Genomic DNA, 24,192 nt, shown 5'->3' with positions numbered 1-24,192 from the left:
ATGGACACCTTCGCGCTGGTCGTGACCATCCTGGTCGCGCTCTTCTTCACGTACACGAACGGCTTCCACGACTCGGCGAACGCGATCGCGACCTCGGTGTCGACGCGGGCCCTGACCCCGCGGGCGGCGCTCGCGATGGCCGCCGTGATGAATCTCGCAGGCGCATTCCTGGGCTCCGGCGTCGCCAAGACGGTCAGCGAGGGCCTGATCGAGACCCCGCAGGGCTCCCAGGGCATGGGCATCCTGTTCGCGGCGCTCGTCGGCGCGATCGTCTGGAACCTGGTCACCTGGTACTTCGGCCTGCCGTCCTCGTCCTCCCACGCCCTGTTCGGCGGGCTCGTCGGCGCGGCCCTGGCCGGGGGCACGGAGGTCCTCTGGAACGGCGTCGTCGACAAGATCATCGTCCCGATGTTCCTGTCGCCGGTGGTCGGACTGATCCTCGGCTACCTGGTCATGACGGCCATCATGTGGCTGTTCCGCCGGTCCAACCCGCACAAGGCGAAGCGCGGCTTCCGGATAGCCCAGACCGTCTCCGCGGCCGGCATGGCCCTCGGGCACGGTCTCCAGGACGCCCAGAAGACGATGGGTGTCGTCGTCATGGCCCTGGTGATCTCCGGCCACGAGACGTACGGCGACCCGATCCCGGCCTGGGTGAAGATCGTCTGCGCGCTGATGCTCTCCCTCGGCACCTACGCGGGCGGCTGGCGCATCATGCGCACCCTGGGGCGCAAGATCATCGAACTCGACCCCCCGCAGGGTTTCGCGGCCGAGGCCACGGGTGCGTCGATCATGTTCACCACGGCGTACCTCTTCAAGGCGCCGATCTCCACGACCCACGTCATCACCTCGGCCATCATGGGCGTCGGCGCGACGAAGCGCGTGAACGCGGTCCGCTGGGGCGTGGCCAAGAACATCGTCCTGGGCTGGTTCATCACGATGCCGGCAGCGGCCCTGGTCGCCGCGGCGGCCTACGGGGTCCTGAAGCTGACGGTGCTGTAGCGCCCCGTAGGGGCGCTGGGGGTGCCCCCGGCCGAAGGCTGGGGGAGGAACTGCGCGACAAGCCCCCACCGGGCCCCAGCCGCCACCGGACCGATCCCACCCACCCCCTGCGGCGCCACCCCCCTCCCGCAGCCGGCGCACGACGCAGACGGGCCCGCCCCCGGGAGCCAGGGGCGGGCCCTCTTGCGTCCTCGCGGTGGCACCGCCATGCAGCACCGCGAGGGGTCGGTGTCGGCTCAGCCGAAGCGGCCCGAGATGTAGTCCTCGGTGGCCTGGACCGACGGGTTGGAGAAGATGCGCTCCGTCTCGTCGATCTCGATCAGCTTGCCGGGCTGGCCGACGGCGGCCAGGTTGAAGAAGGCCGTGCGGTCCGAGACACGCGCCGCCTGCTGCATGTTGTGCGTCACGATGACGATCGTGAAGCGCTCCTTCAGCTCGCCGATCAGGTCCTCGATGGCGAGGGTGGAGATCGGGTCGAGGGCGGAGCAGGGCTCGTCCATGAGCAGCACCTTCGGCTCGACCGCGATCGCGCGGGCGATGCACAGCCGCTGCTGCTGACCGCCGGAGAGCCCGGACCCGGGCTTGTTCAGGCGGTCCTTGACCTCGTTCCAGAGGTTCGCGCCCTTGAGCGACTTCTCGACGATGTCGCCGAGCTCGCTCTTCTTGTAGTTGCCGTTCAGCCGCAGACCCGCGGCCACGTTGTCGAAGATCGACATCGTGGGGAACGGGTTCGGGCGCTGGAACACCATGCCGACCTCACGGCGCACCGACACGGGGTCGATCCCGGCGCCGTACAGGTTCTCGTCGTCGAGGAGGACCTTGCCCTCGACCCGGCCGCCGGGGGTGACCTCGTGCATCCGGTTCAGCGTGCGCAGGAACGTCGACTTGCCGCAGCCGGAGGGGCCGATGAACGCCGTGACGGTGCGCGGCTCTATGTTCATCGAGATGTCGTCGATGGCCTTGTGGGAGCCGTAGAAAGCGGTGAGCCCGCTGACGTCGATTCGCTTGGACATTACTTCTTCACTTCCAGACGGTCGGTCGCTGTGAGGCCGGTCAGCGACCGGTCTTCGGGGCCTTCCAGCGGGCGATGCCGCGGGCCACCAGGTTCAGGATCATCACGAAGGCGATCAGCGTGAGCGAGGCCGCCCAGGCCCGGTCGTAGGCCGCGTTGGCACCGGCGCTGTTCGCGTACTGCTGGTAGATGAACAGCGGCAGCGACGACTGCGCACCCTCGAAGGGGTTGTTGTTGATGAACGGGTTGCCGAACACCAGCAGCAGGACCGGGGCGGTCTCGCCCGCGATACGGGCCACGGCCAGCATGACGCCGGTCGTGATACCGCCGATGGAGGTCGGCAGGACCACCTTCAGGATGGTGCGCCACTTGGGCACGCCGAGCGCCAGGGACGCCTCGCGCAGCTCGTTCGGGACGAGCTTGAGCATCTCCTCGGTGGAGCGCACGACCACCGGCATCATCAGGATGGCCAGGGCCAGCGATCCGGCGAAGCCGAACGGCTGCATGTCGAAGATCAGCATGATGCTGAGGATGAACAGACCCGCGACGATCGACGGGATACCGGTCATCACGTCCACGAAGAAGGTGACGGACTTGGCCAGCCGGCCGCGTCCGTACTCGACGAGGTAGACCGCGGTGAGGATACCGATCGGGGCGCCGATCAGGGTGGCGAGACCGACCTGCTCCAGCGAGCCGATGATGGCCGCGTAGGCACCACCGCCGGGCTGGGAGTCGGCGACGACGCCCATGGAGTGGGTGAGGAAGTAGATGTCCAGGACCTTCACGCCGCGCGAGACGGTCACCCAGAGCAGGGAGACCAGCGGGACCACGGCGATGACGAAGGCGACCCAGACCAGAGAGGTGGCGACGCGGTCCTTGGCCTGCCGGCCTCCCTCGACCTTGGCGGCGATGCCGTAGGTGCCGAGGACGTACAGGAGGCCCGCGATCAGACCCCACTGGATCTTGCTGTCCAGGCCGGCCACCAGACCGATGACCACGCCCAGGACGATCGACCCGCCGACGATGGCGTACGGGGACCACGAGGGGAGACTGGCGCCCTGGAGGGAGCTGGGGCGCTTGTCGGCGACTGCTGCGGTGCTCATGCGTTGGCCCCCGAGTACTCCGCACGGCGCTGGATGATGATCCGGGCCGCGCCGTTGACCAGCAGGGTGATGACGAACAGGACCAGACCGGAGGCGATGAGCGCGTCACGGCCGTCGGAGGTCGCCTCACCGAACTTGCTGGCGATGTTCTGGGCGAAGGTGCCGCCGCCCGGGTTGAGCAGGCTGGCGTGGATGTCGAAGTCCGGGGAGAGCACGGTGGCGACGGCCATCGTCTCGCCGAGGGCGCGGCCGAGGCCGAGCATCGAGGCGGAGATCACACCGGAGCGCCCGAAGGGCAGCACCGCCATGCGGATGACCTCCCAGCGCGTGGCGCCGAGCGCCAGCGCGGCCTCCTCGTGCATCTGCGGGACCTGCCGGAAGACCTCGCGGCTCACGTTGGTGATGACCGGCAGGATCATGATCGCGAGCAGGATGGCGACGGTCAGCAGCGAGCGCGGGGCGCCGCCGTCCCAGGAGAAGACCCCGGTCCACCCGAAGAAGTCGTCGAGCCAGCCGAACAGGCCGGTCATGTGCGGCACGAGGACGAGCCCGCCCCACAGGCCGTACACGATGGACGGCACCGCGGCGAGCAGGTCGATCACGTAGGCGACGGGTCCGGCGAGCCGGCGCGGCGCGTAGTGCGTGATGAACAGCGCGATGGCCACGGCGATCGGGACGGCGATGGCCATGGCGATGATCGAGGAGACCACCGTGCCGAAGGCGAGGACCGCGATGCCGAAGCTCGGCGGGATGAGGTTGGTGTTCCACTCGAAGGTGGTGAGGAAGTTGCTGTGGTCGCGGTTGATCGCGAGGGCGGCGCGGTAGGTGAGGAAGACCGCGATCGCGGCCATGATCACCAGCAGCAGGACGCCCGAACCGCGGGAAAGACCGAGGAAGACCCGGTCACCTGCGCGGGTGGCGCCGCGGGCGTTGCGCTTCTGCTCGGCAACGCCGGGCTGTGGAAGGGGAGGGGGGGCGTCTGTCGTCTGCGTCGATATGTCCATCGGGTTCTCCGGTCTGCGGAGTCGCCCTCGCGGGCGGCTCGGAGGAGCCGTACGTCCCGGCTGTGGGGGGCGGACGACTCCGGGCGGCGGTGCACCGGACGGTGCGGCCGGGCCCCTCGCGGGACTCGGCCGCACTCGCGGATCTTTAGCTCAGGCCCTCGATGGTGGTGCGGACCTTGGCGATGATCTCGTCGGGGATCGGGGCGTAGTCGATCGTGGAGAGGACCTTCTGGCCGTCCTCGGAGGCGATGTAGCGCAGGAACGCCTTGGTCGCCGGGAGGGTGTCGGCCTTGTTGCCCTTGTCGCAGGCGATCTCGTAGGTGACCAGGCTGATCGGGTACGCGCCCTCGGCCTTGGTCTTGTAGTCCAGCTTCAGCGACAGGTCCTTGCCGGTGCCGACGACCTGGGCGGCCGCGATGTCGGCGGTGGCGGACGCGGTGGACGGGGCGACCGGCTTGCTGGCGCCCGTGTCGATGCTGGCGGCCTTGATGCCGTCCGAGACGTAGGAGAGCTCGAAGTAGCCGATGGCGCCGGAGGTCTGCTTGACCTGCTGGGCGACGCCCGCGGACTGCGGAGCGGACTGGCCGCCCTTGGCCTGCCAGGCCTTGCCGCCGGAGTACTTCCAGTCGCTCGGGGCGGAGGCGATCAGGTACTTGGTCAGGTTGTCCGTCGTACCCGACTCGTCCGAGCGGTGGAACGCCTGGATCTTCAGGTTCGGCAGCTTCGCGGTCGGGTTCAGCTTCTTGATCGCCGCGTCGTTCCAGTTCGTGATCTTGCTGTCGAAGATCTTCGCGAGGGTCGGCGCGTCCAGAACCAGGTTGTCGACACCCGGGACGTTGTAGCCGATCGCGATGGCCCCGCCGACCATCGGGAGGTCGATGCCCTGGCCGCCGGAGCAGACCTTCTTGGAGGCGGTGACCTCTTCGGGCTTGAGCGCGGAGTCGGAACCGGCGAAGGCGACCTGGCCCTGCGTGAAGGCGGTCACACCGGCGCCGGAGCCGGAGCCCTTGTAGTTGATCTGGACACCACAGGCCTGCGAGAAGTTCTTCACCCAGGCGTCGATCGCGTTCTTCTGCGCGGAGGAGCCGTCCGCGAGCAGCTGACCCTTGGCGTTGTCGCACTTGATGGAGCCGGCGTTGGCGGAGGTCGAGGGGTTGCTGCTCGAACCGCTGCCGCTGCCGTTGTCGTCAGAGCCGCACGCCGTAAGGGCCAGGGCGCCGGAGACGGCGACAGCACCGAGAGACAGGGCGCGCAGCCGGTTCTTGCGCTGAAGCTTCACTTTCGGGAGTTCCTTCCAGAGGCGCCACCTTCGGCGGCGTGCGAAGTAGTGGTGACGAAGTGAGGGCTCCCCGACTGGGTTTCCACGGCCGCTCACCGCATCGCGTACGGCCGAAAGTAGGCAGAACAGGTGAAGCCGCCGATGGGCACAAGTGAACGGAGGGTGAACCCCTGCCGTCGGCCTGGTTAGGTCACGGAACGCTTACGGTGAGGGCACGTGCAGGTTCCAACCGCCGGGTTAAGCGAACACGTCTTCGGCGTTCGCCATCACAGCCGTTACGACGTCACAGCGTTCGTTACACCGGACGGGAACCCGTGTGCGACGGACGTCGTCTCGTCCCAGGACAGCCGACGAAAGGCACGGGCATGGAACGGCGCACCTTCATATCGGGCGGGGCAGCCGCCATCGCGGCGACCGCACTCACGGGGTGCAGCTCGGGCGGGGCGGGCACGGCGCCGGCGACCGGCGCGGCTCCCGCGTCCACATCCTCCCGTACCGCGCTGAAGACCACCAGCGCAGCGGCGGCGGCCAACTGGACCGCTCTCGCACGCGCCCTGGACGGCACCCTGATACGCCCCGGCGAGGCCAACTGGACGGTCGCCCACCAGCTCTACAACACCCGCTTCGACACCCTGAAGCCGTCGGCGGTCGCGTACGTCGCCCACGCCGACGACATCCGCACCACCCTCTCCTACGCCCAGGCCCACAACCTGAAGATCGCCATCCGCAACGGCGGTCACTCCTACGCGGGTTACTCCTCCGGCGACGGCCGGCTGATCCTCGACGTCTCCAAGCTCAACCGCATCCGCGTCGGCGGCGGTACGGCGGTCGTCGGCGCCGGTGCCAAACTGATCGACGTCTACCGGGGGCTCGCCGCGAAGGGCGTGACCATCCCGGCGGGCTCCTGCCCCACGGTCGGCGTCTCCGGCCTGGTGCTCGGCGGCGGCCACGGGGTCGCGTCCCGGGCGTACGGCCTGACCTGCGACAGCCTCACGCGGGCGACGATCGTCACCGCCGACGGTACGCAGGTGGTCGCCGACGCGAGCACCAACAAGGACCTCTACTGGGCGCTGCGCGGCGCGGGCAACGGCAACTTCGGCGTCGTCACGGAGCTCCAGTTCGCCACCCACCCCACCCCGCAGGGCGTGACGGCGTACCTGACCTGGCCGTGGTCGAAGGCCGCGCAGGTCCTCAAGGCCTGGCAGGAGTGGGGTCCGTCGCAGCCGGACGAGATCTGGTCCTCCCTGCACCTGGAGAACTCCGGCAGCGGACCGCGCGTCTCGGTCGCCTGCTTCTCCATGGGCACGTACGGCGAGTTGCAGAACGCGGTCGACGCCCTCGCCCACAAGGCGGGCGCCAACGCCTCCTCGGTGTCCCTGCGCCGCCACGCCTACGAGGAGGTCATGGAGATCTACGCCGGCTGCTCCTCCTTCGCCACCGAGCCCCAGTGCCATCTGCCCGGCTCCACCCCCGGGCGCTCCCCGCAGGGCAGGCTCGGCCGGGAGACGTACACGGCCCGCTCCGACTTCTTCGACCGTTCGCTGTCGTCGGCCGGCATCCAGACGGCGCTCAGGCAGATCGGTGCGGTCCGGGGCGGCGCGGGAAGCATCGCGTTCACGGCGCTCGGCGGGGCGGTGAACCGCGTCTCGCCGACGGCGACGGCGTTCGTGCACCGGCGGTCGCGGATGCTGGCGCAGTACATCGTGTCGTGGGGGGCGGGCTCCTCCGGGAGCGCGGGGCAGGCGTGGCTGAACGCGGCGCACGCGGCGATGAAGCCGTACGCCTCCGGCGCGGCGTACCAGAACTACGCGGACCCGACGCTGACGGGCTGGAAGAAGGCGTACTACGGGGACGCGGTGACCAAGCTCGGCAAGGTGAAGAAGCAGTACGACCCGGAGAGGTTCTTCTCTTATCCGCAGGGGCTGTAGGGGGCCGAGTCGTTCGACTGCGGCTGCGTGGGGGCTGCTCGCGCAGTTCCCCGCGCCCCTGCCGGGGCACGTCGTAGCTGCGGGCAGTCGTGCCGCTGGGGCGGCGCGGCCCCCGGGCCTCAGCCTGCCTACGCCGCCAGGTCGCGGTCCGTCGGTTCCAGCGCCGTACGGGCCCCCGGCACCACCCCCACCGTCGCCGACCGCCGCCGTACGAGCCCGCCCACCCGCGGGGACGACCCGACCGCCTTCAGCACCGGTGTCAGCAGAGCCGTCGCCAGCGGGGACAGGAGGAGAACGACCGCCGTGCCCAGCGCGAACCCGCCGACCACGTCCGTCGGGTAGTGCACGCCCATGTAGACCCGGCAGAAACCCTCGGCCAGCGCCAGCGCGATGCCCACCAGCCCGAACCTGCGGTGGGCGACGAACAGGCCGACCCCCATCGCCATGGTGATCGTCGCGTGGTCGCTGACGAACGAGTAGTCGGTCTTCCCGGAGATCAGGACGTCGAGGCCCTGGTGGGTGAGGAACGGCCGGGGGCGCTCGACGAAGCCGCGGATGGGAACGTTCACGAGGACGGCGATCGCGGCCGCGAGCGGCGCCCAGACCAGCGCGGCCAGGGTGGCGGGGGCGTCCTCGTCCCCGCGGCGCCGCACGGTCCACCAGCACCACACCACCAGCAGCACCATCGCGACCAGCAGCCCGTACTCCCCGACGAACTCCATGACCCGGTCGAACCAGTGCGGTGCGTCCTTGGCCAGGCCGTTGATGTCGTAGAGCAGGTCGACGTCGGGGTTGGATCCGGATTCGGCGAGTACAGCCATCGTGCTGCGGCCCCTTCGTCGTCGTTCCGGGACGCACACGGTGTGCGTCGCTCGTGCCACCCCCGTGGTCGGCTACGTCAACAGGAACGCACGGCCTACGCCCCTACGTTCCACCCTCCACCGAATGATCACGCAGACGTTATCGAAGAGAGACACGAAGCCCCAGCTCAGGGGTGGGTTTCACGCTCGGTTCACACCGTCGTGGGGAGCGCTTTCGCGCCATCCTCGGTGACCCGGGTGGCCCCGAAGTAGTCGGCCGAGTCGATGGGGTCGAAGCGGATGACGGCCCCGGTGTACGGCGCGTCGATCATGTACCCGCCCCCGACGTAGATACCCACGTGGTGGATGGCCCGGGAGTCGGAGAGGTCGGTGGAGAAGAAGACGAGGTCGCCCGGGAGCAGTTCGCTGCGGGAGGGGTGCGGACCGGCGTTGTACTGGTCGTTGGCGACCCGCGGCAGGGTGATCCCGACGCTCGCGTACGCCGCCTTCGTCAGCCCCGAGCAGTCGAACCGGCCACCGTCCTGAGCTGTGCCGTTGCCGCCCCAGAGATAGGGGGTGCCGAGCTTGTTCTGGGCGTAGGTGATGGCACCGGCGGCCTGCTTGGTGGGCGAGAGCCGGCTGACCGGCGCGGCGAAGCTGTCCTCGAGGGTGGTGATCGTCTTCACGTAGTTCTGGGTCTCCGCGTACGGCGGCACACCCTTGTACTTGATGACCGCGTACGCCCCCGCGTTGTACGCGGCGAGCATGTTGTCGGAGACGTTGCCGGGGACGTCCTTGACGTACGAGGCGAGCTGGCAGTCGTAGGAGGCCGCCGACGGAATCGCGTCATTCGGGTCCCAGACGTCCCGCACCCCGTCGCCGTTGCCGTCGATGCCGTGGGTGGCCCACGTCCCCGGGATGAACTGCGCTATCCCCTGGGCCGCCGCCGCGCTCTGCGCCCTCGGGTTGAAGCCGCTCTCCTGGTACAGCTGGGCGGCGAGCAGGGCGGGGTTGAGGGCGGGGCAGAGGTTGCCCCACTTCTGCACGAGGGCCGAGTAGGCGGCCGGTACCGAGCCCTTCGCCAGGCTCTTGGTGGCCCCGTCGACCCCGTTGAGGAGGTTCCCGGCGACGACGTACACCCCGACGACGAGCAGCATGACGAAGCTCAGCCCGAGGCCGACCGCCGCGCCACCGATCACCCATACTTTCCGCACGCCCCAACCCTCCCCCATGGCAGGGCCGTTCAACGCCATTTCGGCTGAGAGTGGCGCTATTTCACAGCAGGAAGGCGCGCATGACGCCGTTTCACCGGGCGGTGGCGTCCCGGTACAGCTCGGCGGCCTCGCTCCCGAGCACCACGCTGTACGAGGTGTCGGCCGTGGCGCCGCCCTGCTCGTGGCCGCCCAGCACCCCCACCACCTCGTGGTCGCCGTTCACCCAGGGGCTCCCGCTGGTGCCACCGGTGAACTCGGGACAGTCGATGCGCTGTTGGGTGGAGCTGTGGGCGAGGGGCTTGTTGGTGCAGCTGATCGGCACCTCACGGGAGTCGGGGTACCCGATGACGGTCACCGCGGTGGCCCCGGTGGCGACGCCGGTGGCGAACCGGTTGGCCCTGGTGACGTCCTCGATGCGCTTGCCGGCCAGCTCGTCCACGGCGGCGAAGGCGACGTCGCTGTCCTCGTCCTGGCCGTGCGACCAGCCGTCCGGCAGGTACCGCCTGCCGACCTTCCACACCCCGTACGGCGCCAGCCCGTCCCGGTAGCCGGGCACGAACACCAGGTTCGTGCCGTCGTCCCCGTCGACGCAGTGCGCGGCGGTGACGATGAGGTCCCGCTGCGGGCTGTGCACGACGGAGGCGGTGCAGAAGTGGTTGCCGGACAGGCTGCCGGCCTTGTCCGCGCTGAACAGCGCCCCGACCCTGGCGCTGGCGGCGGTGGCCCCCACCACCGCGGTCACCCCGAACGGACCCGCCGCCTCGTCGGCGGCGGCCACGGAGGCCGAGGTGGCGGCCAGGACCAGCACCGCGCACAGTGCGACGCGGCGCGTGGTGACGTAGATGCGTGAGGTGCGCTTCATCAGGCTCCACTGTGTCCCACGAAGGTGAGAAACCTTCCCCGACTTCACTGAGATTTTTCTGTGAACCGCCCGCGCGGCCGTCCGTTCCCGCCTCGGACGGCCCTGCTCAGAACGTCGTGGTCATCCCACCGTCCACCGCGATCGTCTGCCCCGTGACGAAGGAAGCAGCCCCGCTCGCGAGGAGGACGACGATCCCCGCCATCCGTCGTGCACGTCGTGTCGGCTCACCGCATCCAGGTCCGCCGGGCCTTCACAGGACCCCCGGTTTCACAGGGCCCGTGTCCCGAGCGTCCACGTGACCCCGGTCATCTCCTCGGAGAGCGTCCACAGCCGGCGTGCCGCCGCCGGGTCGCTCGCCGCCCGGCTGCGGCCGACCAGTGTCGGCGCCCCCCGCATCTCCCCGAGGCCGTCGGGACCGACGTAGCTCGCGCCGGGCAGGTCCTGGGTCGCCGCGTACAGCGTGGGCAGGGCGCCCGCGCGGTCGTCCTGGGCGAGCAGCCGGTTGCCGACGGCCATACCCAGCCGGGCGAGCGGATTGGCGTGGTGGCTCTGCAGGTTGGTCGCCGCGTAGCCGGGGTGCGCCGCGAGCGCGCGGACCCGGGAACCGGCCTCCGTGAGACGGCGCTGGAGCTCCAGGACGAACAACAGGTTGGCCAGCTTGGACTGGGCGTAGGCGCGGGTCGGGGTGTAGGTGCCGCGCAGGTTGACGTCATCGAAGTGGATCATGCCGTCGCCGCCGCGGTGCAGACCGGAGGAGACGGTGACCACCCGGTCGGTGACGTGCGGCAGCAGCAGGTTCGTGAGCGCGAAGTGGCCCAGGTGGTTGGTGCCGAACTGCATCTCGAAGCCGTCGGCGGTGCGCTGCTCCGGCAGCATCATCACCCCCGCGTTGTTGATGAGCAGGTCCAGCGGGCGGTCCCAGCCGTCCGCGAACTCCCGCACCGAGGACAGGTCGGCCAGGTCCAGCCGGCGCACCTCCGTGCTGCCGGGCACCTTCGCCGCGGCGGCCCGGCCGCGTCCGGTGTCCCGCACCGCGAGCACCACATGGGCACCCGCCCGCGCCAGCGCGTCCGTGGCCGCCAGGCCAAGACCGCTGTTGGCCCCGGTGACCACGGCGGTCCGGCCGGAGAGGTCAGGGAGATCGTTCACGTTCCACTTGTGCTTCTTCTCAGCCATGGCGTCAATGTAGGCGTCGACAACAATGCTGTCAACGACAACAAAGATGACGGCGCCCACAAAGGTGGCAGCGTCCACAAAGCTGTCAGCGCCAACATCGGGATACGATGGCCCCCATGCCGCAAAGCCGCCCCTACCACCACGGAGACCTGCGCGCCGCCCTGCTCACCAGCGCCGAGCGCACCCTGCGCGAGAAGGGCACCGCCGCCCTGTCCCTGCGCGAGCTGGCCCGTGACATCGGGGTGAGCCACGCCGCTCCCGGCCGGCACTTCAAGGACAAGCAGGCCCTGCTGGACGCGCTCGCGCTCAGCGGCTACGACCGCCTGAACCGGGCCCTGGCCGCGGCGGACCTGCCCGGCGCCACCCTGGGGCCGCGCCTGACCTCGCTCGCCCGGGCCTACCTCGGCTTCGCCGTCGAGAACCCCGAGCTGCTCGCGCTGATGTTCGCCCGCAAGCACGATCCGGACATCGACGCGCGGCTGGCCGAAGCCGTCGACATGTCCATGGGGTCCTTCGTCCGGCTGACCGCGGAGGCACAGAGGCACGGCGAGATCATCGAGGGCGACCCGGAGCAGCTCACCCTCGCCGCCGCGGCCGGCATCCACGGCCTCGCCAGCCTCATAGCCGCCGGCGCCCTGCCCGCGGACGAGGCCCTGGCCGGCCTGGAGAGCCACGTCCATCTCCTGCTGCACGGCCTCAAGCCCCGCTGACACCGGACCCTTACGCCCCCCGATGCGCCGTCGACGCGCATTGCCCGGCACCCCCTTCGGCCCTCCGGGTCAATCGAACCCCAACTTCCGGCCATCCGGCGGCCATTGACCAGTAAGCCCGCGCCGCCCTTGGGTAACGCGGAAGTCAGGATTCCGAAACCCATCTTGTTGTCGCGTACCCAACAACGCGATGGTCGACGCGGGCCGCCGCCCCCACCGGTAACCACCCCGGTGGCCCCCCACCCGCAGGCCTCTGTCCCCTCTTCCAGGAGGCTGTACGTTGCGTACGTCCACCCCCAGCTCCCCCCACACCAGCGGTAGATGGCGCCGGCTCGGCACCGCTTTCGCGGCCACCGCGGCACTCGCCGCCGCCGGCCTCGGCACCGCGGCCCATGCCACCGCGGCCCCCGCGACCGCGACCCCCAAGGTCAGCTCCAAGGCCATCGCCGCCCAGGTGGCGAAGGCCCACGTCCAGTACGAGAAGGCCGCCTGCGGCGCCACCCCGAAGAAGGGCTTCGCCGCCCGCGACGCCCTCCGTGTCACCGGCGGCACCACCGCCTTCATGGAGAGGCAGGCCGCGGTCAAGGGTGTCGCGCCCAGGACCGTCAAGCCGAACGCCGCGTCCGACTCCCCCACCGGATACGGCCCCTCGGACATCCAGTCGGCGTACGGCCTGACCGACGCCGCCTCCGCCAACGGCTCGGGCGAGACCGTCGCCATCGTCGACGCCTACGACGACCCGAACGCCGAGGCGGACCTCGCCACCTACCGCTCGTACTACGGCCTGCCGGACTGCACCACCGACAACGGCTGCTTCACCAAGGTCTCCCAGACCGGCTCCACCACCTCGCTGCCCTCCGCCGACAGCGGCTGGGCCGGTGAGGAGTCCCTCGACCTCGACGTGGTCAGCGCGACCTGCCCGAACTGCAACATCCTGCTGGTCGAGGCCAAGTCCGCGAGCGACGCCAACCTGGGCACCGCGGTGAACGAGGCCGTCAAGCTGGGCGCCAAGTTCGTCTCCAACAGCTACGGCGGCTCCGAGTCCTCCTCGGACACCTCGTACGACACCTCGTACTACAAGCACCCCGGGGTGGCCATCACCGCGAGCGCCGGTGACGAGGGGTACGGCGCCGAGTACCCGGCCGCCTCCCGGTACGTGACCGCCGTCGGCGGCACCAAGCTGTCCGCCTCCTCCAACAGCCGCGGCTGGACCGAGTCGGTGTGGAAGACGTCGAGCACGGAGGGCACCGGCTCCGGCTGCTCCGCCTACGACGCCAAGCCCAGCTGGCAGACCGACGCGAGCTGCTCGAAGCGCATGATCGCCGACGTCTCCGCGGTCGCCGACCCGGCCACCGGCGTCTCCGTCTACGACTCCTACGGCGCCGACGGCACCGGCTGGAACACCTACGGCGGCACCAGCGCCTCCTCGCCGCTGATCGCCTCGGTGTACGCCCTGGCGGGCACCCCGGGCAGCAGCGACTACCCGGCCCAGTACCCGTACAACGCGGCCGGCACCTCGGCGCTGAACGACGTCACCAGCGGCAACAACGGCACCTGCTCGACCTCGTACTTCTGCACCGCCCGGTCGGGCTACGACGGCCCGACCGGCTGGGGCACCCCCGAGGGGACCGGCGCCTTCACCGGCTGAGCCCCGCACCGATCGACCTCCCCGTCGGGTCACGGGGAGCCGCCACAGTGAGGGGGACGTGGGGTCCCCTCGGCGGCACGCAAGAGAGACGGGCCACGGCATCCGGCCGTGGCCCGTCTTTCGTCCTCAGCCGCTTTTCACGCCTTGGCAACTCCCTTGAATTTCCTGTGCGTTGAGTCAAGCACCCGCCACCCGCGGGACAACGGGCGGCCATCGGCGGGTCACGCGAAGGCCTCGTTCGGCAATGCGGACGTCAGGATTCCCGGCACCCCTTGTTGTCGCGTACTCAACAAAGGATTCTCTTCGCGGACCGCCGTACCAGATCGCACCCGCACTGCCCCTGTTCGAACTGTTCCACCCCATTGAGGAACATCAGGAGGCTGCACGCATGCGTTCCACTCCCCCCAGCAGATCGTCCCTGCGCGGCGGCTGGCGCCGCATCGCCACCGCCGCGGCGGCCACCGCCGCCCTCGCCCTCGCCGGCTTCGGCACCGCCGTCCAGGCCACCGCGGCACCCGCCGCCGCGTCGAAGGTGACCTACACCGCGACCCCGTGCGCCACCCCCAAGCACAAGGGCGAGCTGGCCTGCAACTCCTTCCGGGTCACCGGCGGCCTCACCGCCTTCCAGAAGCAGCAGGCCGCGCGGACCGGCATCACCCCCAAGGCCGCCGACGCCTCCACACCGTCCGGCTACAGCCCGGCCAACCTCCGGTCGGCCTACGGCCTGACCTCCGCGGCCTCCTCGAACGGCTCGGGCGAGACCATCGCGATCGTCGACGCCTACAACGACCCGAACGCCGAGTCCGACCTCGCGACCTACCGCTCGTACTACGGCCTGTCCGCCTGCACCACGGCCAACGGCTGCTTCAAGAAGGTCAGCCAGACCGGCTCCACCACCTCACTGCCCTCCTCCGACGCCGGCTGGTCCGAGGAGATCTCCCTCGACCTCGACATGGCCTCCGCCATCTGCCCCAACTGCAACATCACGCTCGTCGAGGCCACCAGCGCCACCATGGCCAACCTGGGCACCGCGGTGAACGAAGCCGTCAAGCTGGGCGCCAAGTTCGTCTCCAACAGCTACGGCGGCTCCGAGTCCTCCTCGGACACCTCCTACGACACCTCGTACTTCAACCACCCCGGTGTCGCCGTCACCGTCTCCGCCGGTGACAGCGCCTACGGGGCCGAGTACCCGGCCGCGTCCAAGTACGTGACCTCGGTGGGCGGCACCAAGCTGTCGACGTCCTCCACCACCCGCGGCTGGACCGAGACCGTCTGGAAGACCAGCTCCACCGAGGGCACCGGCTCCGGCTGCTCCGCCTACGACGCCAAGCCCACCTGGCAGACCGACACCGGCTGCACCAAGCGCATGATCTCCGACGTCTCCGCGGTGGCCGACCCGGCGACCGGCGTCTCGGTCTACGACTCCTACGGCGTCACCGCCGGCTGGTACACCTTCGGCGGCACCAGCGTCGCCGCGCCGATCATCGCGGGCGTCTACGCCCTCGCCGGCACCCCGTCCAGCGGCTCCTACCCGGCGAAGTTCCCCTACAACTACGCGGGCACCGCCAACCTCAACGACGTGACCAGCGGCAACAACGGAACCTGCACCACCTCGTACTTCTGCACCGCCACCACCGGCTACGACGGCCCGACCGGCTGGGGCACCCCCGAGGGCGTCACCGCCTTCGCGGGCTGACCCGGTCTCAGGAGGAACGGTGGGCCCCGGCGTTCGCGCCGGGGCCCACCGGCCGTTTCCCGACGACCCCCGTGAGAACATCGTCTCGATCCGTCACCCGACCGGCCGTCAGAAACGCGCCAGGTCATGAAAAGGGTCAACGACGGAACCACACGACAGGTTCCGCTCCGGCCTCATTGCCCGGCGTGACCTGCCGTGATACACAGAGTGACCGTACGAGACTTTCGTACGAAACCCGCCAATCAATGACGTCAAGTCGACATACTCCGGCGGCTTTGTCAGCGAGAATAGAGCGTGACCTCTGCACCGGGCAGGGGCGGCCAGAACTACCCATCAGGGGCGGTGACTTACATGTTCTACGCGGCCGACAAGGGAGACATCAACACCATCATCGGCGGAATCGCTCCGGACTGGGGGCCTTTCGGCAGCCTGGGCAACGAGGCGAAGACGATGATCCAGGTGGTCATGGCCGTGGCCATCCTCATCTGCCTCGGCATCGCCGTCTGGGGTGCCGCCAAACAGCGCATCGGCGCCACAGCTCTCCGCGACACCTTCAGTGCCGAGCAGGGCAAGGGCCTCATCATCGCCGGACTGACCGGGGTCTTCATCATCGGCTCCCTCGGCACCCTGTTCACCATCGTGTACGGCATGGCCGTCTAGACCGCCTGGACCTCACCCTTCCCCGCTCCGAGGTTGCGTTTCCCTGATGTCGAGTCACCACACCGCGCCCGCGCGGGAACCAGCACGGCTACCGTCGTACTGCTACGCGTTCCGGTACGACGTGGAGGGGGAGTACGCGGCATGAGCCTCGGAGACGAGCCCGGCTACCCGGAGACCGGCCACACCCGCACCCGCCTGCCCGACGACCCCTACGGCGGCGCCTCCCGCCGCGGCGGCCGCTCCTCCTCACGGAGCCTGGTCACGGTCGTCGGCGTGGTCGTCCTGCTGATCGCGGCGATCGCCTTCGCGAACAGAGGCGACGGCGACAACAACGACTCGTCGTCAGCCACGACCACCGGCGGCAGCGGCAGCCGGCCGACCACATCACCCACCTCGGCAACCGGCACAAAGCCGGTGGAAACAAAAACCAACGGCATCCCCTCCGGCTTCGCCCACACCCAACAGGGCGCCGAAAGCGCAGCGGCGAACTACGCGACGGCACTGGGTTCGGACGCCATGTTCAACACGGCCAGGCGGCACACGATCGTGCAAGCCGTCGCCGACCCGAGCACCGTGAACAAGATGCAGGGGGGCTTCGACGCCGACTACTCGGCCGGCTTCCTCAAGAACGTCGGGCTCAGTCCCGACGGCACGGCCCCATCGGGCAGCACCTTCGTCAACCGCACCCTGCCGGTCGGCAGCAAAGCCACGTCGTACAGCGACAACGCGGCCACGGTCGAGGTCTGGTGCAACGGACTGTTCGGCATCGCCGGTGGTACCTCGACCAACCCCGTGACCAGCAACTGGTTCACCGTCACCATGAAGCTCAACTGGAACGGCGGCGACTGGAAGGTCCTCGAATCCAGCCAGAAGACCGGCCCCACCCCGGTCACCGGCGACAATCCCGTGTCCGGCGCCGACGAGATCAGCAAGGCGGTCCGGGAGTTCGGAGGGTTCACCTATGCCCGCTAGCCAGCACCGCGCGCTCAAGCTCACTGCCGTGGTGGCCTCCGTGCAGGCCTCCGCCGTCCTCCTCGCCACCCGTGCCTTCGCGGATCCCTCGCCCGGCGCGTCGTCCCCCTTCCCCTCCGCAAGCCCCTCTCCCTCCGCAAGCCCCTCTCCCTCGTCGAGCAGCGACGCCTGCGGGCTGATCGCCGGCCCTGCCAAGAAGTACTGCGAGAACGGCGCCGGCAGCGGTAGTGGTGGTGGGGTCGACAACAACCCCCTCACCTCCACCCTCGACCCCCTCTCCTCCCTCGCCCAAGGCTGCGCCAAAGCCGCCTCCTGGACCGTCGACAAGCTCAGCGGTGCCGTCAAGGAGACCGCCAACGTCGACTTCACCAACGAGAAGTTCCTCCAGCAGTACGCCGTCGTCTTCGCCGCCTCGACGATCCTGACGCTCCTGCTGTGGCTGCTGGCCGTCGCCAAGCGGGCGGTCAGAGGCGTCCCCCTCACCACCGCCATCTCCGAAGCCGTCGGCTTCCTCTGGCTGACCGTGCTGGCCTCCGCCTTCACCCCGCTGATCCTCTACACCATCGTCTCCGCGACCGACGGCGTCACCGACGTCCTCGCGAAGACCACCGGCAACCAGACCGACACGTTCTTCGGCACCTTCTCCGACGCCCTCAACAAGGGCGACGACATCGGCGGCGGCCCCATCATGCTGATCGTCGTCTCCCTGGTCAGCATCCTCGCCGCCGGCGTCCTGTGGCTGGAACTGGTCATCAGGGCCGCCCTCCTCTACGTCGGCGCCCTCCTCGGCACCGTCGTCTACGCGGGCCTCGTCGACAAGAACCTGTGGGGCCACGTCCGCCGCTGGGCCGGCATCATGATCGCCGTCATCCTGGTGAAACCGGTCATCGTGATAGTGCTGGGCCTCGCAGGCGCGCTCTCCTCCGACGGCGGCCCCGACGCCTTCTCCGCCGTCGTCTCCGGCCTCGCCATCATCCTGCTCGCCATCTTCGCCAGCGCGATGATCTACCGCTTCGTCCCCGGCTTCGGCGACGAGATCGCGAGCGGCCGCAACAACCGCATCATGCAGGGCGCCGAAGGCAAGGCCGCCGCCGTCATCAGCAGCCCCGCCAACCTGGTCGCCCAGGGCATCCGCACCCACAGCGCCCGCGCCGACAACAACGGCGGCGGTGGCGGTTCCGGCGGCGGCCCCTCCGCCGCCCGCCCCGCCAACCCGGCCTCGGGCGGCGTCGCCGCGCACAGCACCCGCGCCTCCGGCGGCGGCGGATCCGTCCCCTCCGCCGCACCCGCGCCCCGCGCGCCCAGCCCGGCGAACACCCCGCACGCCAGCAACACCCGCAACAACAGCTCCGGAGGTGAGGGGCGTTGACGACCGAGTCCCATCTGTCCCATCCGATGACGCCTCGCCGCACGTATCTCATCGGCCGCGCCCGGCCGAACGCGATCGTCGGCCGCAACCGTGAGTCCGGCGAGATCGGCCTGATCATCGTCGGCGCGTTCCTCGGCATGATGTGCGGGCTCCTCGTCCCGATCCTCTCCCTGCGCATCGTCCTGCTGATGGGCTTCCCGCTGCTCGCGCTGGCCGCGGTCTACGTGCCGTACAAGCGCCGCACGTTCTACAAGTGGTTCGAGATCAACCGCAGCTACAAGCGGACCCTGCGCTCGGGCACCGTCTACCGCTCCGCCGCCAGCGAGGCCGGCACCCGCATCGACGGCCGCGAGGTCGAGATCGGCCCGCCGCCCGGCATCGGCCGCATCAGCTGGCTCGCCGCCCCTTTCGGCCCCGACGAGATCGCCGTACTCCTGCACGCCGACCGCAAGACGGTCACGGCCGCGATCGAGATCGAGGGCCCGGGCGTCGGCCTGCGCGACTCCGAGGACCAGGAAGCCCTCGTCGACCGCTTCGGCACCCTCCTCAAGCACGTGGCCAACGGCGACGGCTTCGTCACCCGCCTCCAGATGCTCGCCCGCACCCTGCCCGCCGACCCCGACGCGCACGCCAAGGACGTCGCCCAGCGCGGCGACGACAAGGCACCGGCCTGGCTGGCGCAGTCGTACGACCAGCTGCAGTCCATGGTCTCCACCAGCAGCGAGCAGCACCGCGCCTACCTCGTCGCCTGCATGCACTACTCCCGCGAGCTGGCCGCCGAGGCACACGCCATGGCCCGCGCCGCCCGCCCCCAGGCCGGCCGCAAACTGGACCGCGACTCCGGGCTCGCCGTCGTCATGGCCCGCGAGCTCACCGACATCTGCTCCCGCCTCCAGGAAGCGGACATCCGGGTCCGGCAGCCCCTCGGCCAGGGCCGCCTCGCCTCCCTGATCCACTCCATGTACGACCCGGACCACCCCATCGACCACATCCAGGCGATGACCCAGCGCAACGCCTGGCCGGCCGAACTGGACGCCATGGAGCCGACCTACCTCCAGGCCAAGACCCGCGAGTCGTCCACCCGCGAACCCTGGTGCCACGCCACGGCCTGGGTGAAGGAGTGGCCGATGACCCCGGTCGGCGTCAACTTCCTGGCCCCGCTCCTCGTCCACACCCCCGACGTCATCCGCACGGTCGCGGTCACCATGGACCTCGAACCCACCGAGGTCGCCATCGAGCGCATGCTCACGGAGAAGACCAACGACGAGGCGGAGGCGTCCCGCGCCGCCAAGATGAACCGGACCGTCGACCCCCGTGACATCGCCGCCCACAACCGCCTCGACCAGCGCGGCGAGGACCTGGCCAGCGGCGCCGCCGGCGTCAACCTGGTCGGCTACATCACGGTCTCCTCCCGTTCCCCCGAGGCCCTCAACCGCGACAAGCGCACCATAAGGGCGTCCGCCGGAAAGTCGTACCTGAAACTGGAGTGGTGCGACCGCGAGCACCACCGCGCCTTCGTGAACACACTGCCCTTCGCCACCGGAATCCGAAGGTAGAGGCTGATGCGCTGATGAGGGACCCGCTGTCCGTCCTCACCGAAGCCTTCACGTCCTTCCTGTTCGGGAAGGTCGAGACGACCCGCGCCCCGGTCCGCACCTCCACCGGCCAGGCCCAGGCGGTCTACCTCCCCACGGCCGCCCCCGGCCTGGGCGACTCGGGCGTGATCATCGGCCGCGAGGTGTACTCCGGCAAGGGCTACATCTACGACCCCTTCCAGCTCTACGGCCAGCAGCTGCCCGCCCCGCACTGGCTCGTCCTCGGCGAGTCCGGCAACGGCAAGTCGGCCCTGGAGAAGACCTACGTCCTCCGTCAGCTGCGCTTCCGCGACCGTCAGGTCGTCGTCCTGGACGCCCAGGGCGAGGACGGCGTCGGCGAGTGGAACCTCATCGCGGAGGAGCTGGGGATAACCCCCATCCGGCTCGACCCGACCGCGGCCCTGAACCACGGCATCCGCCTCAACCCGCTGGACCCCTCGATCACCACGACGGGCCAGCTCGCGCTGCTGCGCACCATCATCGAGGTGGCGATGGGCCACGGCCTCGACGAACGCTCCGGCTTCGCCCTGAAGGTCGCCCACTCCTACGTCAACGAGACGATCCTCGACCGCCAACCCGTCCTGACGGACATCGTCGAACAGCTACGACACCCCGAACCGGAGTCGGCCGAGGCGATGAACGTCGCCATAGACGACGTACGGGCCTGGGGCCTGGACGTCGCCCTGGTCCTGGACCGCCTGGTCGACGGTGACCTGCGCGGCATGTTCGACGGCCCCACCACGGTCGGCATCGACCTCGACGCCCCGCTCATCGTCTTCGACCTGTCCCACATCGACCGCAACTCCATCGCCATGCCGATCCTGATGGCGATCGTCGGCGTGTGGCTGGAACACACCTGGATCCGCCCGGACCGCAAGAAGCGCATCTTCCTCGTGGAAGAGGCCTGGCACATCATCAACAGCCCGTTCGTGGCCCAGCTCTTCCAGCGCCTGCTGAAGTTCGGCCGGCGCCTCGGTCTGTCCTTCGTGGCGGTCGTCCACCACCTCTCCGACGTCGTGGACGGCGCGGCGGCCAAGGAGGCCGCGGCGATCCTGAAGATGGCCTCGACCCGCACGATCTACGCCCAGAAGGCGGACGAGGCACGGGCGACGGGCCGCGTCCTGGGCCTGCCCCGGTGGGCCGTGGAAATCATCCCCACCCTCACCCCCGGCATCGCGGTCTGGGACGTCAACGGCAACGTCCAGGTGGTCAAACACCTGGTCACCGAGACGGAACGCCCGCTCGTCTTCACCGACCGCGCGATGACCGAGTCGTCCAGCGACCTGGCCGACGCCGACGACGCGCTGCGCGCCGCCGAGCTGGAGGCGGAACAGCGGGCGGCGGCCTTCGTGGAACAGCACATCGGCGACTCCGAGTCGACGGTGGCGTAGGGAGGCCGTGCGTGAGACCGGACCCTCGGCAGGAGCGGGAGCACCGCGGCGGTGGCGGCGTTCCCGACGGCCTGCTGATCGGCATACTCGGGTTCCTGCTGGGCGTCACGGTCCTGGTGTGGACGGCGACGGGACTGGCCGCCTGGTTCGCCCACGGCAACTGGCCCTCGACGGTCACCCTCACCCACACGCCACCGGCGATGCGCCACCTCGTCGGCGAACCGCACGACCTCGCCGGCGCCTGGCCCGACACACCGGCGGCCCGGCTGTCCGGGTGGGGCCTGTTCTGGGGCCTGTTCCTCGGTCAGCTGATGATCCTGCTGGTCCTCACCGTGTTCGTGCTGGGCACAGTGACCCGCTGGCGCGCGGGCCGCAGAAACCGAAGAGCGACAGCCGGGCAGGCGACACCGGCAGATCAGGCGACGCCAACAGGTCAGGCAACGACGGTCGACACGGGTCCGGCCCCGGCTCCGGTCCCGGCAGGGGCGACCGTCGAGGCCCCGTTCCAGGCCCTGCTGAGCCCGGCCGTCCCGACGCCCGTCACCGAGCAGGCCGTCCCGGGCCAGCAGGCCATCTCTGCCCAGCAGGCCATCCCGGGCCCCAGGATCCACATCGCCCCCGCCGAAGCCCGCCAGACCACCGCGACACAGGCCATCCGTGACGCGGCGGGCCCCGCCCTCGTCGTCACCTCCAACCCCACCGTGTGGTCCGAGACCAAGGACGCCAGGGCCAAACTCGGCCCGGCCCTCCTCTACGACCCGAACCACCTCTGCGACACCCCCGCCCGCTTCCACTGGTCCCCCACGGTCGGCTGCGAGGACAGACCGACCGCGGCCCTGCGCGCCCAGTCCCTGCTGACCCCCGTGAAACCCACCGCGAAGATCGACCAGGCGGTCACGGAGACGGCCGAGACCCTCCTGCGCAGCTACCTGCACGCTGCGGCCCTGGAGAACCGCACCATCCGTCACGTCCACCGCTGGGCCCAGGGCACGGGCGTCCAGGACGCCGTACGGACCCTCCGCACCCACCCGAAGGCGGCCCCCGGCTCCGCGGGTGAACTGGAGGCCGCCCTCACCGCCCACCCGGAACGCCGGGACGTCGCCCAGGAACTGACGGCCCGGGCCCTGGCCGCGCTCTTCACCGTCAACATCCGCGAGGCCTGCAATCCCAACCGATCCGATGCCCTCGCTTTGGATTCCTTCGTGCACGAAGGGGGCACGCTTTATGTGGTCGGTGAATCCATCGAGGACCCCAGGACCAACCCGGGCGCGATGCCCCTCCTGACGGCCCTCGTCTCAAGCGTGGTCGAGCATGGCCGGCGCATGGCCGAACGGTCATCCTCCGGTCGGCTCGACCCACCACTCACCCTGGTCCTGGACGACGTGGCGGCCGTGGCCCCCCTCCCGCAGCTGCCCGACCTGCTCGCCACCGGCCCGGACCAGGGTCTCCCGACCCTCGCCCTGCTCCGCTCCCACGAACAGGCCCGGTCCCGCTGGCCGCACCGGGAACTACCGGTCTAGGACGAACTCCACCTCGGTCTCGGCCGCGTTCTTGTCGAACGGCACGAGCACCCCGCTCGGCACGAACCCCGCCTTGCGGTACGCCCCCTGGGCCCGCGCGTTGTCCTCGTGCACCAGCAGCCGTATCCGCTCCGCACCGCGTTCCCGCGCCCAGCGGATCCCGGCGTCGAACAACGCCCCGATCAGCCCGTTCCCCCGGTGCTCAGGCCGGACGAACACGCCGACGAGGTGCCCCTGCCGCTGCTCGACCGGGAATCCGGCCCAGTCCTTCGACCCGGCCTCCTCGATCAGCACGGTCACGGAACCGACCCACGTCCCGTCCGCCGCCTCCGCGATGAACTGCCGTGCCGCACCGGCCTCCGCCGCCGACCCCGCGGCCCGGTCCTGATAGAAGGAGTCGGGCCGGGCCAGCGCCTCCTCGTACGACTCCAGGAAGGCGATGTCCGCGACCGGGTCCCGCAGGGCGACGAGCCGAAGCCGCTTGACGTCCTCCCACTCGTCGGCCCGTATCGCACGAACGACGTACTCACTGCTGGTCGAAGCACTCATGCGGCCAAACTAACGCTCGCCCGGGCCCTGTTGTCAGTGCCCCCCTCTACCGTGAACGTCATGACGACTCTGCCGAACCGCCCGAACACCGCCCTGCTGATCGTCGACGTGCAGAACGGCGTGGTGAACACCTCCCACAACCGCGACGAGGTCATCGTCAACATCAACACCCTGATCGCCAAGGCACGTGCCGAGGCGGTCCCGGTGATCTGGGTCCAGCACTCCAGCGACGAACTGAAGCCGGACAGCGCCCCCTGGGAGTACGTCCCCGAGCTGACCCGCGAGGCGACCGAGCCCCTCGTCCACAAGCGCTACGGCGACTCCTTCGAGGCCACCGAGCTGGAGTCCGTGCTGGCCGAGCGAGGGGTGGGCCGCCTGGTCGTCACCGGCGCCCAGACCGACGCCTGCATCCGCTCCACCCTGCACGGCGCGATCGTCCGCGGGTACGACGCGACCCTGGTGTCCGACGCCCATACCACGGAGGACCTCACGCAGTACGGTGCGCCGGCCCCGCAGCAGGTCATCGCGCACACGAACCTCTACTGGCAGTGGCAGGAGGCCCCGGGACGAAAGGGCGGCACGGTCACGACGGCGGACGTGACCTTCTAAAGCAGAAAACCCCCGCATCCGTGGATGCGGGGGTTTTCCCAATATTTGTTCGGCGGCGTCCTACTCTCCCACAGGGTCCCCCCTGCAGTACCATCG

At 69.9% G+C, this 24,192-nt stretch carries 22 protein-coding genes; 12 read left to right on the top strand and 10 right to left on the bottom strand.

Annotated features, from left to right (window positions below):
* Positions 1 to 999, top strand: coding sequence for an inorganic phosphate transporter (locus tag AB0G52_RS38975; protein ID WP_132892119.1), 999 nt, complete (start codon positions 1 to 3; stop codon positions 997 to 999).
* 236 nt (positions 1,000 to 1,235) lie between these two features.
* Here the strand turns inward: AB0G52_RS38975 and pstB are convergent, their stop codons facing one another.
* The 4 genes from pstB to pstS all read right to left on the bottom strand — a co-directional run bounded on the left by pstB (position 1,236) and on the right by pstS (position 5,397).
* On the bottom strand, positions 1,236 to 2,012 hold the full coding sequence (pstB, locus tag AB0G52_RS38970; RefSeq protein WP_132892120.1) for a phosphate ABC transporter ATP-binding protein PstB: 777 nt from the start codon (positions 2,010 to 2,012) through the stop codon (positions 1,236 to 1,238).
* Between the two features lie 40 nt (positions 2,013 to 2,052).
* Complete coding sequence (pstA, locus tag AB0G52_RS38965) at positions 2,053 to 3,114, bottom strand: phosphate ABC transporter permease PstA (RefSeq protein WP_132892121.1); 1,062 nt, start codon at positions 3,112 to 3,114, stop codon at positions 2,053 to 2,055.
* Entirely contained in the window at positions 3,111 to 4,118 is a 1,008-nt protein-coding gene (pstC, locus tag AB0G52_RS38960; protein WP_132892122.1) for a phosphate ABC transporter permease subunit PstC, read from the bottom strand. The genes pstA and pstC overlap by 4 nt, the downstream gene beginning before the upstream one ends.
* Positions 4,119 to 4,263: 145 nt before the next feature.
* Positions 4,264 to 5,397: a phosphate ABC transporter substrate-binding protein PstS gene (gene pstS, locus AB0G52_RS38955; protein ID WP_132892123.1), complete on the bottom strand. Its 1,134-nt coding sequence runs from the start codon at positions 5,395 to 5,397 to the stop codon at positions 4,264 to 4,266.
* Between the two features lie 365 nt (positions 5,398 to 5,762).
* Here pstS and AB0G52_RS38950 point away from each other — a divergent pair, with 365 nt between their 5' ends.
* Complete coding sequence (locus tag AB0G52_RS38950) at positions 5,763 to 7,325, top strand: FAD-binding oxidoreductase (protein ID WP_361343704.1); 1,563 nt, start codon at positions 5,763 to 5,765, stop codon at positions 7,323 to 7,325.
* 128 nt (positions 7,326 to 7,453) lie between these two features.
* Here the strand turns inward: AB0G52_RS38950 and AB0G52_RS38945 are convergent, their stop codons facing one another.
* From AB0G52_RS38945 to AB0G52_RS38925, 5 genes are all read right to left on the bottom strand, one after another.
* Positions 7,454 to 8,146: a phosphatase PAP2 family protein gene (locus AB0G52_RS38945; protein WP_361343701.1), complete on the bottom strand. Its 693-nt coding sequence runs from the start codon at positions 8,144 to 8,146 to the stop codon at positions 7,454 to 7,456.
* A 191-nt stretch (positions 8,147 to 8,337) separates the two neighbouring features.
* On the bottom strand, positions 8,338 to 9,357 hold the full coding sequence (locus AB0G52_RS38940) for a bifunctional lytic transglycosylase/C40 family peptidase (RefSeq protein WP_361343698.1): 1,020 nt from the start codon (positions 9,355 to 9,357) through the stop codon (positions 8,338 to 8,340).
* 73 nt (positions 9,358 to 9,430) lie between these two features.
* Complete coding sequence (locus AB0G52_RS38935) at positions 9,431 to 10,201, bottom strand: trypsin-like peptidase domain-containing protein (RefSeq protein ID WP_132892126.1); 771 nt, start codon at positions 10,199 to 10,201, stop codon at positions 9,431 to 9,433.
* Positions 10,202 to 10,307: 106 nt separating this feature from the next.
* Positions 10,308 to 10,403, bottom strand: coding sequence for an SDR family oxidoreductase (locus AB0G52_RS38930; protein ID WP_207921878.1), 96 nt, complete (start codon positions 10,401 to 10,403; stop codon positions 10,308 to 10,310).
* A gap of 65 nt (positions 10,404 to 10,468) precedes the next feature.
* The gene (locus tag AB0G52_RS38925; protein ID WP_361343694.1) at positions 10,469 to 11,377 is read right to left on the bottom strand and encodes an oxidoreductase; all 909 of its coding nucleotides are present in this window, start codon (positions 11,375 to 11,377) and stop codon (positions 10,469 to 10,471) included.
* Positions 11,378 to 11,484: 107 nt separating this feature from the next.
* Here AB0G52_RS38925 and AB0G52_RS38920 point away from each other — a divergent pair, with 107 nt between their 5' ends.
* The 9 genes from AB0G52_RS38920 (at position 11,485) to AB0G52_RS38880 (ending at position 22,938) form a co-directional block, all read left to right on the top strand.
* The gene (locus tag AB0G52_RS38920) at positions 11,485 to 12,087 is read left to right on the top strand and encodes a TetR/AcrR family transcriptional regulator (RefSeq protein WP_361343691.1); all 603 of its coding nucleotides are present in this window, start codon (positions 11,485 to 11,487) and stop codon (positions 12,085 to 12,087) included.
* 280 nt (positions 12,088 to 12,367) lie between these two features.
* Positions 12,368 to 13,735 (top strand): S53 family peptidase, encoded by a 1,368-nt coding sequence (locus AB0G52_RS38915; protein WP_361343688.1) that lies wholly within the window; start codon positions 12,368 to 12,370, stop codon positions 13,733 to 13,735.
* Between the two features lie 388 nt (positions 13,736 to 14,123).
* Positions 14,124 to 15,431, top strand: coding sequence for a S53 family peptidase (locus tag AB0G52_RS38910; protein WP_132892130.1), 1,308 nt, complete (start codon positions 14,124 to 14,126; stop codon positions 15,429 to 15,431).
* Between the two features lie 351 nt (positions 15,432 to 15,782).
* The gene (locus tag AB0G52_RS38905; protein WP_046732870.1) at positions 15,783 to 16,091 is read left to right on the top strand and encodes a hypothetical protein; all 309 of its coding nucleotides are present in this window, start codon (positions 15,783 to 15,785) and stop codon (positions 16,089 to 16,091) included.
* A 141-nt stretch (positions 16,092 to 16,232) separates the two neighbouring features.
* Positions 16,233 to 17,063 carry a hypothetical protein gene (locus AB0G52_RS38900; protein ID WP_361343685.1) on the top strand — a complete coding sequence of 277 codons (831 nt, stop codon included), beginning with the start codon at positions 16,233 to 16,235 and terminating at the stop codon, positions 17,061 to 17,063.
* Positions 17,053 to 18,432 (top strand): hypothetical protein, encoded by a 1,380-nt coding sequence (locus AB0G52_RS38895; RefSeq protein ID WP_361343682.1) that lies wholly within the window; start codon positions 17,053 to 17,055, stop codon positions 18,430 to 18,432. Before AB0G52_RS38900 ends, AB0G52_RS38895 begins: the two co-directional genes overlap by 11 nt.
* The gene (locus tag AB0G52_RS38890) at positions 18,429 to 19,988 is read left to right on the top strand and encodes an SCO6880 family protein (RefSeq protein ID WP_132892133.1); all 1,560 of its coding nucleotides are present in this window, start codon (positions 18,429 to 18,431) and stop codon (positions 19,986 to 19,988) included. The genes AB0G52_RS38895 and AB0G52_RS38890 overlap by 4 nt, the downstream gene beginning before the upstream one ends.
* 14 nt (positions 19,989 to 20,002) lie before the next feature.
* Positions 20,003 to 21,418, top strand: coding sequence for an ATP-binding protein (locus AB0G52_RS38885; protein WP_132892134.1), 1,416 nt, complete (start codon positions 20,003 to 20,005; stop codon positions 21,416 to 21,418).
* An 11-nt stretch (positions 21,419 to 21,429) separates the two neighbouring features.
* Positions 21,430 to 22,938 carry a type VI secretion protein gene (locus AB0G52_RS38880; RefSeq protein WP_361343678.1) on the top strand — a complete coding sequence of 503 codons (1,509 nt, stop codon included), beginning with the start codon at positions 21,430 to 21,432 and terminating at the stop codon, positions 22,936 to 22,938.
* Here the strand turns inward: AB0G52_RS38880 and AB0G52_RS38875 are convergent.
* Positions 22,927 to 23,487: a GNAT family N-acetyltransferase gene (locus AB0G52_RS38875; RefSeq protein ID WP_132892136.1), complete on the bottom strand. Its 561-nt coding sequence runs from the start codon at positions 23,485 to 23,487 to the stop codon at positions 22,927 to 22,929. The two genes, AB0G52_RS38880 and AB0G52_RS38875, sit on opposite strands and share 12 nt — an antisense overlap.
* A gap of 60 nt (positions 23,488 to 23,547) precedes the next feature.
* On the opposite strand from AB0G52_RS38875, the gene AB0G52_RS38870 reads away from it, so the two are divergent.
* Positions 23,548 to 24,096, top strand: a complete 549-nt coding sequence (locus tag AB0G52_RS38870) for a cysteine hydrolase family protein (RefSeq protein WP_361343675.1) — start codon at positions 23,548 to 23,550, stop codon at positions 24,094 to 24,096.
* Positions 24,097 to 24,192 lie beyond the last annotated feature (96 nt).

The organism is Streptomyces sp. NPDC021562, assembly GCF_040640875.1.
Lineage (GTDB): Bacteria > Actinomycetota > Actinomycetes > Streptomycetales > Streptomycetaceae > Streptomyces.
The sequence above is the reverse complement of the archived record's forward strand: the minus strand, read 5'-3'. Positions and strand labels throughout refer to the sequence as shown.

Bases quoted from the DNA above. Each gene is read 5' to 3' on its own strand.
- pstA (WP_132892121.1), bottom strand. From the start codon at position 3,114: ATGAGCACCGCAGCAGTCGCCGACAAGCGCCCCAGCTCCCTCCAGGGC.
- AB0G52_RS38925 (WP_361343694.1), bottom strand. From the start codon at position 11,377: ATGGCTGAGAAGAAGCACAAGTGGAACGTGAACGATCTCCCTGACCTC.
- pstB (WP_132892120.1), bottom strand. From the start codon at position 2,012: ATGTCCAAGCGAATCGACGTCAGCGGGCTCACCGCTTTCTACGGCTCC.
- AB0G52_RS38950 (WP_361343704.1), top strand. From the start codon at position 5,763: ATGGAACGGCGCACCTTCATATCGGGCGGGGCAGCCGCCATCGCGGCG.
- AB0G52_RS38875 (WP_132892136.1), bottom strand. From the start codon at position 23,487: ATGAGTGCTTCGACCAGCAGTGAGTACGTCGTTCGTGCGATACGGGCC.
- pstC (WP_132892122.1), bottom strand. From the start codon at position 4,118: ATGGACATATCGACGCAGACGACAGACGCCCCCCCTCCCCTTCCACAG.
- AB0G52_RS38945 (WP_361343701.1), bottom strand. From the start codon at position 8,146: ATGGCTGTACTCGCCGAATCCGGATCCAACCCCGACGTCGACCTGCTC.
- AB0G52_RS38910 (WP_132892130.1), top strand. From the start codon at position 14,124: ATGCGTTCCACTCCCCCCAGCAGATCGTCCCTGCGCGGCGGCTGGCGC.
- AB0G52_RS38895 (WP_361343682.1), top strand. From the start codon at position 17,053: ATGCCCGCTAGCCAGCACCGCGCGCTCAAGCTCACTGCCGTGGTGGCC.
- AB0G52_RS38930 (WP_207921878.1), bottom strand. From the start codon at position 10,403: ATGGCGGGGATCGTCGTCCTCCTCGCGAGCGGGGCTGCTTCCTTCGTC.
- AB0G52_RS38870 (WP_361343675.1), top strand. From the start codon at position 23,548: ATGACGACTCTGCCGAACCGCCCGAACACCGCCCTGCTGATCGTCGAC.
- AB0G52_RS38975 (WP_132892119.1), top strand. From the start codon at position 1: ATGGACACCTTCGCGCTGGTCGTGACCATCCTGGTCGCGCTCTTCTTC.
- AB0G52_RS38935 (WP_132892126.1), bottom strand. From the start codon at position 10,201: ATGAAGCGCACCTCACGCATCTACGTCACCACGCGCCGCGTCGCACTG.
- AB0G52_RS38900 (WP_361343685.1), top strand. From the start codon at position 16,233: ATGAGCCTCGGAGACGAGCCCGGCTACCCGGAGACCGGCCACACCCGC.
- AB0G52_RS38885 (WP_132892134.1), top strand. From the start codon at position 20,003: ATGAGGGACCCGCTGTCCGTCCTCACCGAAGCCTTCACGTCCTTCCTG.
- AB0G52_RS38940 (WP_361343698.1), bottom strand. From the start codon at position 9,357: ATGGGGGAGGGTTGGGGCGTGCGGAAAGTATGGGTGATCGGTGGCGCG.
- AB0G52_RS38920 (WP_361343691.1), top strand. From the start codon at position 11,485: ATGGCCCCCATGCCGCAAAGCCGCCCCTACCACCACGGAGACCTGCGC.
- AB0G52_RS38905 (WP_046732870.1), top strand. From the start codon at position 15,783: ATGTTCTACGCGGCCGACAAGGGAGACATCAACACCATCATCGGCGGA.